Raw genomic sequence first — 14,083 nt, 5'->3', positions numbered from 1 at the left:
TCCTTACAGGTCGTGCCCTGCGTAGGAACAATTGAACGACTTGTTGCACAGGGGGAAGTCGGCCACGATGTTGCCCCCGATGGCCGCCTCCAGCAACGGCCACTGGAACCAGGACGGGTCGCGCGGGTGGCAGCGGGCGACGGTACCCTCCCCGTCCAGCCGCACCCAGGTCATGATCTCGCCCCGGAAGGATTCCACCAGGGCCATGCCCTCCCCGCCCCGCCCGGCCTCGATCGGGACCGACGGATGGTCCAGTCCGCGCGAGATGGCCGGCAGGCGGGCCACGATCTGTTCGATCAGGGACAACGACTGCTCGACCTCGCGGATGCGGACCCAGACGCGGGCGTTCACGTCGCCCTCGGTCAGCACCGGCACCTCGAAGGCCAACTCGTCGTAGGGCGCGTAGCCGGGGCTGCGGCGGGCGTCCTGGTCGCGGCCCGACGCGCGCCCGACATGCCCCCCGGCGCCGAAGCGGTTGACCAGTTCCGCGGACACGATCCCGGTCGTCACCGTGCGGTCCTGCAGGGACGCCTTGCCGTCGTAGATGGCGACCAGCGGCGGGAAGCGTCGCCGCAACTCCACCACCAGATCCAGCAGCAGACCGGTCCCGCGCTCCGGCAGGTCGACGGCGACGCCGCCGGGAATCACGCGGTCCATCATCAGCCGGTGCCCGAAGCAGGAATCCGCCGTGCGCAGCACCCGCTCCCGCAACTGGCTGGTCTGGGCCAGCATGAAGGCGAAGGCGGCGTCGTTGCAGATGGCCCCGATGTCGCCCAGATGGTTGGCGATCCGCTCCAGTTCGGCCATCAGCGCGCGCAGCCACACCGCCCGATCCGGCACGGCGATGCCGAGCGCCGCCTCCACCGCGCGGGCGAAGGCGAGGCTGTGCGCCACCGTGGCGTCACCGGAGATGCGGGCGGCCAGCTTCGCCGCCTCTGCCACCGGCCTGCCCTGCATCAGCCCCTCCACGCCGCGGTGGACGTAGCCGAGCCGCTCCTCCAGCCGGACGACGGTCTCGCCGTTGGCGGTGAAGCGGAAATGGCCGGGTTCGATGATGCCGGCATGGACGGGGCCGACCGGGATCTGGTGCAGCCCGTCGCCCTCCACCGGCAGGAAGGTGTAGGGGCCGGGGTTGGGCACCGGGGCGGCCGGCTGCTCCGACAGGGGGCGGCGCACACCCCAGGAGTCGTGGTCCAGCCAGGGGCGCGGGTCGGTCGTGCGCTCCGCCGTCAGGCCGTAAAGGTCATGGGCGGCGCGCTCCAGCCGGTTGGCGGCGGGCCGGACGGCGCTCAGGCTGGGGAAGCGGCCCTGCGGGCAATCGAGGCTGACCACCGCGACGTCGCCGGAGAAATCCTCGCGGAAGGCGGCGTGGACCGCCCTCACCTCCCCCCACAGGCCGAGCAGGCTCCAGGCGTTGCCCTTCAGCTCCTCGATCAGGCGCAGCCAGCCGTCCCGGCCCAGGCGGTAGCGGGGCCAGGGGCGGTGCCCCTCGACCGGCGTGCCGATGCGGTTCAGCAGGCCGAACAGCGGTTCTTCCCCGTACATGCCGTCTCCCCCTACCCCAGCAGCGCCGCGACGGTCTGGAACCAGGCGACCAGCGGTCCCGGCAGCCAGACGCCGGCCACCAGCACCAGCGCCAGATGCGCGTAGAGCGGCACCAGCGTGCCCTGCACCGGCACCGACGCCACCGGCGCGCCGCTGCCCTCCACCCGGCCCGGCGCTCCGAAGCACAATTGCTGGACCCGCAGCACCAGCGCCCCGAAGGCGACCAGGATGCCCACCACCAGCGGCAGGGCCAGCAGAGGCTGCCGCGCGAAGGTGCTGGTGACCAGCAGGAATTCGCTCATGAAGACGCCGAAGGGCGGCAGCCCGGCGATGGCCACCACCCCGGCCAGCAGGCCCCAGCCGAGGGCGGGATGGCTGACCGTCAGGCCGGAAATCCGGTCGATCCGCTGCGTGCCGGTCACCTGCACCGCGTGGCCGACCGCGTAGAAGATGGCCGACTTGGTCAGGCTGTGCATCGCCATGTGCAGCAGCCCGGCGAAGTTGGCGAGCGGCCCGCCCATGCCGAAGGCGAAGGTGATGATGCCCATATGCTCGATGGAGCTGTAGGCGAAGAAACGCTTCACGTCGCGCCGCCGGTACAGCATCAGCCCGGCCAGCAGAAGCGAGGCCAGCCCCATGGCGATCATCAGCGGCCCCGGCGCGATGGCCTCCCCGTTCGCCGCCAGCAGCATCTTGAAGCGCAGCACGGCGTAGAGCGCCACGTTCAGCAGCAGGCCCGACAGCACGGCGGAAATCGGCGTCGGCCCCTCCGCGTGGGCGTCCGGAAGCCAGGCGTGCAGCGGCGCCAGCCCCACCTTGGTGCCGTAGCCGATCAGCAGGAAGACGAAGGCCAGATTCAGGATCGCCGGGCTGATCTTCGTGACATGGCCCATCAGCTCCGTCCAGGTCATCGCCGCCATGCCCGGCCCCATCACCGGCTGGGCGGCCATGTACATCAGGATGGTGCCGAACAGGGCGAGCGCGATGCCGACGCCGCACAGGATGAAGTATTTCCACGCCGCCTCGATGCTGGCCGCGGTGCGGTACAGGCTGACCATCAGCACGGTGGTCAGCGTCGCCCCCTCCACCGCCACCCACATGACGCCCAGGTTGTTGGCCGACAGGGCCAGCAGCATGGTGAACATGAAGGCTTGGTACATGGCGTGGTAGAAGCGCAGCTTGCGCTCGTCCAGCTTGCGCGCCGCGATCTCGTGCGCGATGTAGCCGGCGGAAAAGACGCTGGTGGTCAGCCCGACGAAGGCGGTCAGGGCGATCAGGTAGATGTTGAAGGCGTCCACCACGAACAGCGCCCCGCTCGACGGTTCCAGCCCGAACAGGACCAGGGACGCCAGCAGCGTGACCGCGGAGAAGCCGATGTTCAGCCGCGACCCCAGCCGGTGTCCGGGAACCAGGGCGAGGACGGCGGCGCCGATCAGGGGGGTGGCGACGATGACGGCGACGGCGCTCAATCGCTTTCCCCCCGGAAACTCTCGATCTTCTGCATGTCGAGCGTGTCGAACCGCTCGCGGATGTGGAACAGGAAGATGCCGAAGATGATGAAGGCGACCATGACGGAGAAGGCCACCGACATCTCCACCACCAGCGGCATGCCGGCCACCCCGACCGCCGCCAGGATCAGCCCGTTCTCGATGGACATGAAGCCGACCACCTGGCTGACCGCGTTGCGCCGGGAAATCATCATCAGCAGGCCGAGCAGCACCACCGACAGCGACAGCGCGAGATTCTCGCGGGTCAGGGCGGTGGCGTCCGCCGTCACCGGCAGCACCAGCAGAATCGACAGCGTGACCAGCGACACGCCGGCCACCATGGTCAGCCCGATGCCCAGCGCCGGCTCGATGGTCCGGTGGATCTTCATCTTCACGACGATCCGGTGCAGCGCCACCGGGATCAGGATGGCCTTCAGCACCAGGGTCAGCAGCGCGGTGATGTAGAGGTGCGGCTCCCCGTGCGAGTAGGCCTGCCACGCCGCCGTCGCGGTCAGCGCCAGGGCCTGCATCGTGAAGACGTTCAGCAGGGAGAACAGCCGCCGCTGGTAGAGCAGGGCGAAGCTCATCAGCAGGACGACGGCCCCCAGCATGTGCGCGGCGTCGTAACCCAGGTCGCTCACCTCACACCCCCCGCGACACGTAGAGGAAGATGGCCCCCAGCAGACTCAGCAGCAGGGCGCCGCCCAGGAACTCGCCGACCCGGAAGACCCGCATCTTGGCGATGGAGGTCTCGAACAGCGCCAGCAGAGTCCCGCCCAGGGCCAGCTTCACGACGAAGGCGACCGCCCCGCCCAGCGCCGCCGCCACGCCGGACCCGGCGGTCGCCATGCCCCAGGGCGTGAAGACGCAGGCGATCAGCGCCATGTAGAGCAGCAGCTTCAGCATGCTCGCCGCCTCGACCAGGGCGAGATGGCGGCCCGAATATTCCAGCACCATGGCCTCGTGCACCATGGTCAGTTCCAGATGCGTGGCCGGGTTGTCGATGGGGATGCGCGCGTTCTCGGCGATCGCCACCATCACCAGCGCGATCAGCGCCAGGGCCAGCGAGATGCGCAGCCCGACCGTGCCGGACATCATGAAATCGGCGATCTCCGCCAGCGAGGTGGTTCGCACCAGGATCGCCACCGAGAAGACGACCATCAGCATCGCCGGCTCGGCCAGGGCCGCGATCATCATCTCGCGCGAGGAGCCGATCCCGCCGAAGCTCGTGCCCGTGTCCATCCCGGCGAGCGCCAGGAAGAACCGCGCCGACCCCAGCAGCGCGATCAGCGCGATCAGGTCCGCCGTGGGGGCGAGCGCCAGTTGCGTGGTGAAGACCGGAACCAGCCCCGCCGCCAGCCAGATCGCCGTGAACATGATGTAGGGCACGGTGCGGAACAGCCAGGAGGCGTTGCGGGCCAGCACCACCTCCTTGCGCAGCAGCCGCAGCAGGTCGCGGTAGGGCTGAAGGACGGACGGTCCCCGCCGCCCGACCAGCCGCGCCTTGACCAGCCGCACCCAGCCGGTCAGCAGCGGCGCCAGGGCCAGCACCAGAAGCATCTGGAGGATCTGATAGACGGTGGCGAGCAGCATGGTCATCGTTGCGACACCGCCACCATCACCAGCAGGACGACCAGCGCCAGGAACATCAAGGTCAGGTACCGGCGGATGGTCATGTATTGCAGCCGGTTGGCCCGGTCGGCCAGCCAGGCCACCCCGCGCGACACCGGCTCCACCACGGCCACCCAGGCCGGGTCGGTCCAGGTCACCGACAGGCGGGCGGGCCGCGTGTCGCCCGGCGCCGGCATGTCCACATGGTCGCGGGCGCGGAACACCGTGCTGCCGAAGGCGCGGCGGATCGGCTGGCCGAAGCTGGAGGCCGTGTATTGCGTGACCGCCGCCGAGTCCGGCCCGTCGAAGCCGCAGCCCCAGGGAATCGACCAGCGCACCCGGTCGCTGGCCTTGCGGTGGATGCCCAGAACCAGCACGACGGAAAGCAGGGCGATCACCACCAGCATGATCAGGCCGTTGTAGGAATTGCCGATGGCCGAGGTCGGGGCCAGCCAGAACCAGGGCTGATAGGCGCGCCCGTCGAACGGACCGGCCTCCACCAGCAGGCGCAGCGCCGGCTCGAACAGGCGGATCAGCGGGGTCGGCAGCACGCCCAGCACGACGCAGAGCACCGCCGGAACCGCCATGCCCAGCCGCATCGCCCGCCCGACCTCCACCGCCTCACCGGCGGCGCGCGACCGCGGGCGGCCCAGGAAGGCGATGCCGTAGAGCCGCACGAAGCAGGCACCGGCGAGCGCGGTGGCGAGCGCCAGGGCCGCGCCGACCACGGCGATCTCGATCTTCAGCGACCAGTCCGGAAGCGCCGGGGCGTTCAGGATGGCCTGGAACAGCAGCCATTCCCCGACGAAGCCGTTCAACGGCGGCAGGGCGGAAATCGCCGCGGCCCCGACCAGGGCCAGGACGGCGGTGGTCGGCATCCGGTGGATCAGCCCGCCCAGCCGGTTCAGGTCGCGCGACCCCGTGGCGGTCAGCACCGCCCCCGCGGCGAAGAACAGCAGGCTCTTGAACAGGGAATGGTTGACGACATGCAGCAGCGCCGCCGCCAGGGCGAGGGCGGCGATGACCGGCGTGTGGGCGGCCTTGAAGACCAGCGCCAGCCCCAGCGCGATGACGATGGCCCCGATGTTCTCCACCGTCGAATAGGCCAGCAGTCGCTTCACGTCGTCCTGCATCAGCGCGTAGAGCACGCCCATGACGGCGGTCAGGGCGCCGAATCCCATGGTCACCCCGCCCCACCACCACTCCGGCTCGCCCAGCAGGTCGAACAGGACGCGGATCATCGCGTAGACCGCGACCTTGGTCATCACGCCGGACATCAGGGCCGACACGTGGCTGGGCGCCGCCGGATGGGCCAGCGGCAGCCAGACATGCAGCGGCACCAGCCCGGCCTTCGACCCGGCGCCCAGCAGGATCAGCACGACGACCAGCGCCGCGGCCCCCGCCCCCGGCGCGTGGGCGCGGATGGCGGCGAAGCTGTAGTCGCCGTGCGCCGTCGCCAGCACCCCGAAGGCCAGCAACAGGCAGGCGGTCCCGAAACTCGCCATGACGATGTAGAGGCGCGCGGCCCGCGGTGTCTCCGACTCCCGGTGGGTGGACAGCACCAGGAGCCAGGAGGCCAGCGACATGAACTCCCACGACAGCAGGAAGGTGAAGGCGTCGGCGGCGATCAGCACCATGTTCATGCCGGCCAGGAACAGCGGGTAGAGCGGCAGGACCGGCCCGCCATGGGAATCGTGGTGCGCCCGCTCGTAACCCCAGCCGAACAGGCTGGCGGTGATGCCGCCCAGATTGACGACGATCAGGAAGACGGCGGACAGCGAGTCGGCGCGCAGATGGGCCTCAATCCAGGGCAGCCCGACCGGCAGGACCAGCGACGCATCCGGCCCGCCCCCGGCCAGCCGGACCGCCGCCCACAGGGCGATCAGGGCGCAAGCCGCCGCCGTTCCGCCGTAGACGACCGTGGACGCCTGCGGCAGCCGTTTCGCCGCGATTCCCGCGGCAGCCATCGCGAAGAGGAAGGCGATTGCCGAAACGACCAGTCCCAAGGTTGCGAATCCATATGGATTAGACCCACAAACAGTAAGGATGTTTCTCCCCGGGAACGCAAGGGGAAAAACTCTGTCGCATTCATCTTCCGGGTGCGCGTGCTTTGGGCGCCACGCGCACAGAAAAAAGGCGGCTCACCAAATCTGGGAGCCGCCGGAGTCTGTTCGGGAGGAAACGCAACCAAGTTGCAGGGGAAGATGTAGCCCGGTTATGGTTAACGTTACGTAAACAGAGCCGGGATTTTCATTAACCATACTTTATTGCAACGCCGCTTCTCCCCGCCTGCACAAGCAGCCCCGGCGCGCTCCGAATCCCGCTCCCAGATCCGCACTGGCCCGCAGACCCCGCTTCGCGCTATAGGAGGCCCCCTTCCCTTTCACCAGTCACCGGTTCTCCATGCCGTCCATCGCCATCAGCCAGCGCATCGCCGACGAGCTTTCGGTCCGCGAATCCCAGGTCGCCTCGGCCATCAAGCTGCTCGACGAAGGATCGACCGTTCCCTTCATCGCCCGTTACCGCAAGGAAGCCACGGGCGGGCTCGACGACACGCAGCTGCGCACGCTGGAGGAGCGGCTGTCCTACCTGCGGGAGCTTGAGGACCGGCGGGAGACCATCCTGTCCTCCGTCCGGGAGCAGGACAAGCTGACTCCGGAGCTGGAGCGTCAGATCCGGCAGGCCGACACCAAGACGCGCCTGGAAGACCTCTACCTGCCCTACAAGCCCAAGCGCCGCACCAAGGCGCAGATCGCCCGCGAAGCGGGGCTGGAGCCGCTGGCCGACCGGCTGCTGGCCGACCCCGCCCGCCAGCCGGACGCCGAGGCCGCCGGTTTCGTCAGCGCCGACAAGGGCGTCGCCGATGTGAAGGCCGCGCTGGACGGCGCCCGCCACATCCTGGTGGAGCGCTTCGGCGAGGACGCCGAACTGGTCGGCAGGCTGCGCGCCGCCATGGCCGACAAGGGCGTGGTGACCTCCAAGGTGATCGAGGAGAAGCGGGCGGAGGGCGCCAAGTTCTCCGACTATTTCGAGTTCGACGAGCCCTGGGCGAAGGTGCCCTCCCACCGCGCGCTGGCGCTGTTCCGCGGCCGGACGCAGGGCGTCCTGGACATCCGCCTGGACCTGCCGGTCGAGGAAGGCCAGCCCCATCCGGCGGAGCGCACCATCGCCGCCCATACCGGCATCCGCGACCAGGGCCGCCCCGCCGACAAGTGGCTGTCCGACGTGGTCCGCTGGACCTGGAAGCTGAAGATCGGCCCGCATGTCGAAACCGACCTGATGGGCGACCTGCGCGAGCGCGCGGAGGACGAGGCCATCCGCGTCTTCGCCCGCAACCTGCATGACCTGCTGCTGGCCGCCCCCGCCGGCCCGCGCACGACCATCGGGCTGGACCCCGGCATCCGCACCGGCGTGAAGGTCGCCGTGGTGGACGCCACGGGCAAGCTGGTGGACACCGCCACCGTCTATCCGCACCAGCCGAAGAACGACTGGGACGGCGCCATCGCCACCATCGCCGCGCTGGCGCTGCGCCACAAGGCGGAGCTGATCTCCATCGGCAACGGCACGGCCAGCCGCGAGACGGACAAGCTGGTCGCCGACCTGTTCAAGCGGCACCCGGAGCTGACGCTGACCAAGCTGGTGGTCAGCGAGGCCGGCGCGTCGGTCTATTCCGCCTCGGAGACCGCGGCGGCGGAGTTCCCGAAGCTGGACGTCAGCCTGCGCGGCGCCGTCTCCATCGCGCGCCGCCTTCAGGACCCGCTGGCCGAGCTGGTGAAGATCGAACCGAAGTCCATCGGCGTCGGCCAGTACCAGCACGACGTGTCCGGCGGGAAGCTCGCCCGCTCGCTCGACGCGGTGGTCGAGGACTGCGTGAACGCGGTCGGCGTGGATCTCAACACGGCCTCGGTCCCGCTCCTCACCCGCGTGTCCGGCCTGAACGAGACCATCGCCCGCAACATCGTGGAGCACCGCGACCGCAACGGCGCCTTCCGCTCGCGCAAGCAGTTGCTGGACGTGGCGCGCCTCGGCCCGAAGACCTTCGAGCAGGCCGCCGGCTTCCTGCGCATCCGCGAGGGCGACAACCCGCTGGACACCTCCGCCGTCCACCCCGAAGCCTACCCGCTGGTCGAGCGCATCCTGAAGAAGACCGGCAAGGATCTGGGCAGCGTGATCGGCGACGCCCGCTTCCTGCGGGGCCTGAACGCGGAGGACTTCACCGACGAGCGGTTCGGCGTCCCCACCGTGGAAGACATCCTGAAGGAGCTGGAGAAGCCGGGCCGCGACCCCCGCCCCGAATTCAAGACCGCCACCTTCCAGGAGGGGGTCGAGGAGTTGAAGGACCTCCAGACCGGCATGGTTCTGGAAGGGGTGGTGACCAACGTCACCGCCTTCGGCGCCTTCGTGGACATCGGCGTGCACCAGGACGGGCTGGTCCACATCTCGCAGCTTTCGACCAGCTTCGTGAAGGACCCGCACACCGTCGTGAAGGCCGGCGACATCGTGAAGGTCAAGGTGCTGGAGGTGGACATCCCCCGCAAGCGCATCGGCCTGACCATGCGCCTGACCGACGCCGCCCCGCGCCCGGAGAAGGCCCAGTGGCGGGGCGAGGGTCCGCGTGGGGATGACCGGCGCGGGCCGCCGCCCGGCAAGGCCGGCCCTGGAAAATCCGCCGCCGCCAAGCCGGCTACCAAACCCGCCGCAAAGCCCGCCGCAAAGCCCGCCAAGGCGCCGGAACCCGTCAACAGCGCCTTCGCCGAAGCCTTCGCACGCGCTCAGGCCGGCAAGAAGCGCTGACGTTCCACGGCAAACGGGGCGGGTGCCGAAACACTTGGCTGAAACACTTGGCTGAGACACTCGTCGGCACCCTCCCCCTGCCCCATGGACGGCTCAAGCGCCAAAGGATAGTCTGCACCGACGCCAACAGCACTCGCCCCCATGCTCTCCTCAGCAACCAGGATCGTCGGTCTGTACACGGGTCTCGCCATCGCGTGGGTGGTGGGGTCGGACCGCGTTCTGGAAGCCGCCGGTCTGGGCGAGGTGGTTCTGATCCAGAACGTCAAGGGCGTGGCCTTCGTCCTATCCACGGCGCTGGTTCTCTGGATCTTCCTACGCCAGGAATTCCGGCGCCGCGCCCGGTCGGAAGAGGCCCTGCGCTCCACGCTGGAGCGGCTGGCCCAGTCGGAGGCCGACCTCCGTTCCATCATCGAGAAGCTGCCCGACGCCTTCTTCCGCACCGATCTGGATGGGCGGATCAGCATGGCCTCCCCCCAGTTCGCGCGGGAGTTCGGGCTGACGCCGCATACGGTGATCGGCACCCGCATCGCCGACCATTACGTGGAGGAGGACGGACGGGACAAATTCATCGCGGCCCTGGAGGAATCCGGCGGAGAGGTCCGCGACTACCGCGTGCTGATGCGGCGGCAGGACGGCAGCACCTTCTGGATCTCCGCGAACGCCTACATCCGCCGCGATCCCGCCGGGCGGCCCATCGGGGTGGAGGGCATCGCCCGCAACACCACCGCCCAGCACCATCTGGAGGAGCGGCTGCGCTACCTCGCCGGGCACGACGCGCTGACCGGCCTGTGCAACCGCATCCGCTTCGAAGACCGGCTGCAGCACGCCATCGCCCGGGCCAAGCGGGAGAACAACAGCTTCGCCCTGCTCTTCCTGGACCTCGACGGCTTCAAGGAGGTCAACGACACCCACGGCCACCACAAGGGGGACGAGGTGCTGGTGACCATCGCCCGCCGCCTGTCCGGCATCCTGCGCAACAGCGACACCACGGCCCGCATGGGCGGCGACGAGTTCGCCATCCTGCTGGAGGGGGAAATTTCCGTCGAGAACGCCCGCAGCGTGGCGGAGAAGATCATCGCCACCATCGACCATCCCCTGCCTGGCCTCGACCTGTCGGTGTCCGCCAGCGTCGGCATGGTGATCTATCCGGGGGACGGCACCGACGCCGACACGCTGCTGCGCGGCGCCGATCAGGCCATGTACCGCGCCAAGCGCCTTGGAAAGAACCGGCTGGAGCTGAGCGCCGTCTGACGCGGCGCTCCCGCCGGCTCTCAGGACGGCTTGGCCGCCTCGACCACCAGACGAATCCCCAGCGCGCCGATGACGGAGGCCGCCAGCCGGTCGATCCACGCCTTGGACCGCAGATAGGCCGCGCGCGGGCGGCCGGCGGAAAAGGCCACGGCGACGATGGCGTACCAGCCCGTCTCGACGAGGAACACCGCGGGCGGCAGGGCCAGCAGAATCCAGGCCGGCGGGGACGCCGGCAAAAGGGCCGCGAAGATGCTGCCGTAGACGATGGCGGTCTTCGGGTTGCTGATCTGGGTCGCCAGACCGATCCAGAAGGAGCGGAGCGCGCCGCCCGTGTCCGCGGCCCCGTCCGGAACGCGGATGGTTTCCGACGCCCCCCGCCAGATCCGCACCGCCAGGTGGACGAGATACAGGCCGCCGGCGATCTTCAGCGCCAGATAGAGCCACCCGACCTGGGTCAGCAGGGCATGCAGGCCGAGCAGGGCGAGGGCGGCGAAGGTCACGCCGCCGATCCCCATGCCGAGGGCCGCGGCAAGCCCGGCCCGACGGGACACGGCGATGGAGGTGCGCGCCACCAGGACGAAGCTGGGGCCGGGGCTGATCGCGCCGATGGCCAAGGCGCCGAGAATGCTCAACAAGGCAAGAATGGACCCGTCCATGGCTGAGGCTCCGCCGATTGGGAAAGCCGCAGCTTATGGCCGGCGGGGTCGGCTGTCAGGGGGCAGAAGGCCGCAGCGCCCGGCCCCGCCGCCGGCCGCTACTCCGCGGCGATCAGAAAGCTCGCCCCGTGGCGGGCGCGCGGCGGACCTTCCGGCAGGCCGAGGGTCTGCCCGACCTCCTCCGGCGTCGGCTGGCGCCGGTAGGTCTCCACATAGCGGTCGAGCGCGGCGAGGCATTCGGCGATGGTGCCGGAGCCGACCGCCCGGCAATCCTCGAAGGCGTGCGGGTCGGGACGGAACCAGTGGGTGATGTAGCCGTCCTCCGTCCCGTTCAGCGTCAGGGTCAGGGCGAAGCGGCCCTCATGCCCGATACGGGCGTGAGCCGCGCGCAGCCGGGTCTGGACCTCTTCGATGGTCATGGCGTGAGTTTCCTTCCTCAAAGTCGGGCGGCTTCACGATCAGGCGGCCCCAAAATCAGGCGGCCCAAAATCAGGCGGCGTTGCGGAGCAGACGTTCCTCCAGGCGGCGCGCCCATTCGGCGTCGCGGGCCAGCGATTCCACCAGCGCGCGGGCCGGACCCGCCGCATCCGCCGGCGTGTCGGGGCGGAGCAGGCCGGCCAGCCGCATGGCAAGGGATTCCGCCTCCGCCTCCACCCAACGGGCATACTGCTTGCGGCGTTCCGACTCGTTCCAGTACCAGCGCGGAAGCTGGGGGTAGGTCCGCTCCATCTCGCCTTCCCAGGCGCTCATGCGGAACAGGCCGCTGGGTGAGCGTTCGGTATGGGAACGTTCGGTGGTGGTGCTTGCGGGTGTCATCGTCGGGGCATCTCCCTTCCACGCCGCGCTGCGGGCGTGGCTCAGGCGGCCTCCAGGTCGCCGCCCTCTTCGTCGCGCTTCAGGATTTCCGCCTTCTTCTGGGCGAACAGGCTGGTGATGCGGTGCTGGGCCGCGCGGTCCACCGTGCCGATCTCGCGCAGGCGGGTGCCGGCGCCGGTCCGCCACAGCTCCTCCAGGTCGTCCAGGTCCAGGCAGGCGCCCAGGCGTTTGCGGATCTCCTCCTCGAAGGCGGCGATGGCGGCGGGTTGCAGGTCCGGATTGGCCTTGGCGGCGTAGAAGGCCTCCGACTCCTCCCGGTACTTGCTGTCGTCGAACTGGCCCATATGGACGTCGGCGGCGAGGCCGAGCTGGACGAGGCATTTGCCCACCGCGTCGGTCATCGACATCTTGAAGCACTCGTCGTCGGGCGCCTCGATGCCGTTGCGGCGGCGGACCATCTCGGTGCCGCCCCACTGCGGGCCGGTCCAGCATTTCTCGCCCGTCTCCGGGTCGAGGTACCAGACGCGGGCGCAGATGAAGACCATGCGTTCCGCGATGGTCCAGTCCATCTGCTCGTAGCCCCAGCCCTTGCCGACCGGGCCGAACACCTCGGTCATCATCATCAGGCGCCAGGCCGGGTCGATCTGGGTGCCGCGGAAGCCGCCGTTGCGGGTGAAGGGCTTGGTCGCCTTCGGGTCGGTCCGCTTCAGCCGGTTCCACAGATGCATGTGGTCCAGGGCATCCGGCTTTCCATCCGTCTTCCGGTCATCCGCCTTTTGCCCGTCCGCCTTCCGGTCCGCCTGCGGGGCCGCGATCGTCGGATCGGCCTTGCTGACGGCCTTCTCGGTTTCGGCGACGGTGTCGGTCTTGCTCATGCGTCCCATGGTCGTCGGGTTCCCCTTGTTATCAAAAGCGGTCAGAAGCGTTCGTCTCTCCCCTCACCCCAGCCGCCGCTGAGGACAGCGTCCAGGCTCGGGTCAGGGGACGGAAAGGCCGTGGCGGGCTCCCACGGCTCGGCGGCATCCAGCACCCGCCGGGGCGGCGCGCCGTAGCGCAGCGACAGCCGCCCTTCGCGGTCGCGGGCGAGGTGCAGGCCGCGGCCCGGCTCCTCCCCCGCCACGAAGGCGATGCGCGCGTCGGCGGGCATCAGCGCCTTCAGGGCGGCCTCCGCCTCGCGGACGGCGATGGCGGAGGCGCGGCGCTCCACCAGTTCCGCCGCCAGGGCGGCGAAGCGGTTGTGCCGCGCCATGTCCACCACCCGGCGCGTCTCGTAGGACGGCGCCTCGGCGGGCAGAGGGTCGCCGGGCTCCACATCGTTGGCGACGTGCCACCAGAAGGCGTCCAGCGTCTCCATCAGCCGCCCGCAGTCGTCCTCGCGCCGCCGGACGCGCAGCAGCGCGTGGCCGGTGGGGCGCAGGATCGACAGCATGGCGCGGTCCAGGCCGGTGACCACGAGCTGGTGCTGGACCTGCCAGTGGTAGCGCCGGGCCAGTTCCGCGTCCGTCTGGAAGCCGCCGGAGAATTTCGCCTCCACAAGCGTGTCCGGAGCGCCGACGGACGTCTCCTCCTCCCAGGTCAGGAAATCGGGGTGGGCGACCATCCAGTCATGCTCCGGATGGACCCAGGTCCGCTCCGCCGGCACGCAGGGCAGGCCCGTGGCCTTCTCCACGAAACGGGGGTGCAGATGCTCCGTCGCGATGCCGATCTGCACCGCGGGAACGAGGTCCAGGTCGGCCGGCGCCGCGCGCCCGGTCTTCTCGCGCCACAGAGTCAGCCAGTCGCCCGCCATGATGCGGGTGGCGTCGGAAGACCCGATCCGCCCTGCCCGCGCGGCGCGCTGCGCGTCGGTAATCGCCATTCCCCTGCCGGCCCCCAGCCGTTTGCGTGCGTTTCCGGTTGCCGTCCGATGCGTCTTCGCAGCGC

12 protein-coding genes are annotated in these 14,083 nt (G+C 69.8%); 2 read left to right on the top strand and 10 right to left on the bottom strand.

All coding sequences use genetic code 11. The features are described 5' to 3' along the window. Positions 1-3 precede the first annotated feature (3 nt). Genes QSG27_RS05910 through hyfB form a run of 5 tightly spaced genes read right to left on the bottom strand, consistent with a single transcriptional unit; the run spans position 4 to position 6,649 of the window. The gene (locus QSG27_RS05910) at positions 4-1,545 is read right to left on the bottom strand and encodes a hydrogenase large subunit (protein ID WP_306704203.1); all 1,542 of its coding nucleotides are present in this window, start codon (positions 1,543-1,545) and stop codon (positions 4-6) included. Positions 1,546-1,556: 11 nt separating this feature from the next. Continuing rightward, complete coding sequence (locus tag QSG27_RS05905) at positions 1,557-3,014, bottom strand: hydrogenase 4 subunit F (protein ID WP_306704202.1); 1,458 nt, start codon at positions 3,012-3,014, stop codon at positions 1,557-1,559. Further along, positions 3,011-3,673 (bottom strand): hydrogenase-4 component E, encoded by a 663-nt coding sequence (locus QSG27_RS05900; protein ID WP_094302513.1) that lies wholly within the window; start codon positions 3,671-3,673, stop codon positions 3,011-3,013. Before QSG27_RS05900 ends, QSG27_RS05905 begins: the two co-directional genes overlap by 4 nt. Position 3,674: 1 nt before the next feature. Beyond that, on the bottom strand, positions 3,675-4,631 hold the full coding sequence (locus QSG27_RS05895) for a respiratory chain complex I subunit 1 family protein (RefSeq protein ID WP_306704201.1): 957 nt from the start codon (positions 4,629-4,631) through the stop codon (positions 3,675-3,677). Next, entirely contained in the window at positions 4,628-6,649 is a 2,022-nt protein-coding gene (gene hyfB / locus QSG27_RS05890) for a hydrogenase 4 subunit B (RefSeq protein ID WP_306704200.1), read from the bottom strand. Before hyfB ends, QSG27_RS05895 begins: the two co-directional genes overlap by 4 nt. Before the next feature lie 397 nt (positions 6,650-7,046). Between hyfB and QSG27_RS05885 the strand changes: the two genes are divergently transcribed. Together QSG27_RS05885 and QSG27_RS05880 are read left to right on the top strand one after the other, a co-directional pair. Next, positions 7,047-9,437: a Tex family protein gene (locus QSG27_RS05885; protein WP_306704199.1), complete on the top strand. Its 2,391-nt coding sequence runs from the start codon at positions 7,047-7,049 to the stop codon at positions 9,435-9,437. Between the two features lie 141 nt (positions 9,438-9,578). Further along, positions 9,579-10,688: a diguanylate cyclase domain-containing protein gene (locus tag QSG27_RS05880; RefSeq protein WP_306704198.1), complete on the top strand. Its 1,110-nt coding sequence runs from the start codon at positions 9,579-9,581 to the stop codon at positions 10,686-10,688. Between the two features lie 20 nt (positions 10,689-10,708). On the opposite strand, the gene QSG27_RS05875 is transcribed toward QSG27_RS05880, so the two are convergent. From QSG27_RS05875 to QSG27_RS05855, 5 genes are all read right to left on the bottom strand, one after another. Beyond that, on the bottom strand, positions 10,709-11,344 hold the full coding sequence (locus QSG27_RS05875) for a LysE family translocator (protein WP_306704197.1): 636 nt from the start codon (positions 11,342-11,344) through the stop codon (positions 10,709-10,711). A 98-nt stretch (positions 11,345-11,442) separates the two neighbouring features. Then, on the bottom strand, positions 11,443-11,763 hold the full coding sequence (locus QSG27_RS05870) for a hypothetical protein (protein ID WP_306704196.1): 321 nt from the start codon (positions 11,761-11,763) through the stop codon (positions 11,443-11,445). A 70-nt stretch (positions 11,764-11,833) separates the two neighbouring features. Continuing rightward, positions 11,834-12,160 (bottom strand): hypothetical protein, encoded by a 327-nt coding sequence (locus QSG27_RS05865; RefSeq protein WP_306704195.1) that lies wholly within the window; start codon positions 12,158-12,160, stop codon positions 11,834-11,836. 41 nt (positions 12,161-12,201) lie between these two features. Then, the gene (locus QSG27_RS05860) at positions 12,202-13,035 is read right to left on the bottom strand and encodes a hypothetical protein (RefSeq protein WP_306704194.1); all 834 of its coding nucleotides are present in this window, start codon (positions 13,033-13,035) and stop codon (positions 12,202-12,204) included. A gap of 41 nt (positions 13,036-13,076) precedes the next feature. Then, the gene (locus QSG27_RS05855) at positions 13,077-14,018 is read right to left on the bottom strand and encodes a YqaJ viral recombinase family protein (RefSeq protein WP_306704193.1); all 942 of its coding nucleotides are present in this window, start codon (positions 14,016-14,018) and stop codon (positions 13,077-13,079) included. Positions 14,019-14,083: the final 65 nt, after the last annotated feature.

This window comes from Azospirillum isscasi (assembly GCF_030849505.1).
Lineage (GTDB): Bacteria > Pseudomonadota > Alphaproteobacteria > Azospirillales > Azospirillaceae > Azospirillum > Azospirillum isscasi.
This window is presented reverse-complemented; position numbering and strand designations above follow the sequence as displayed.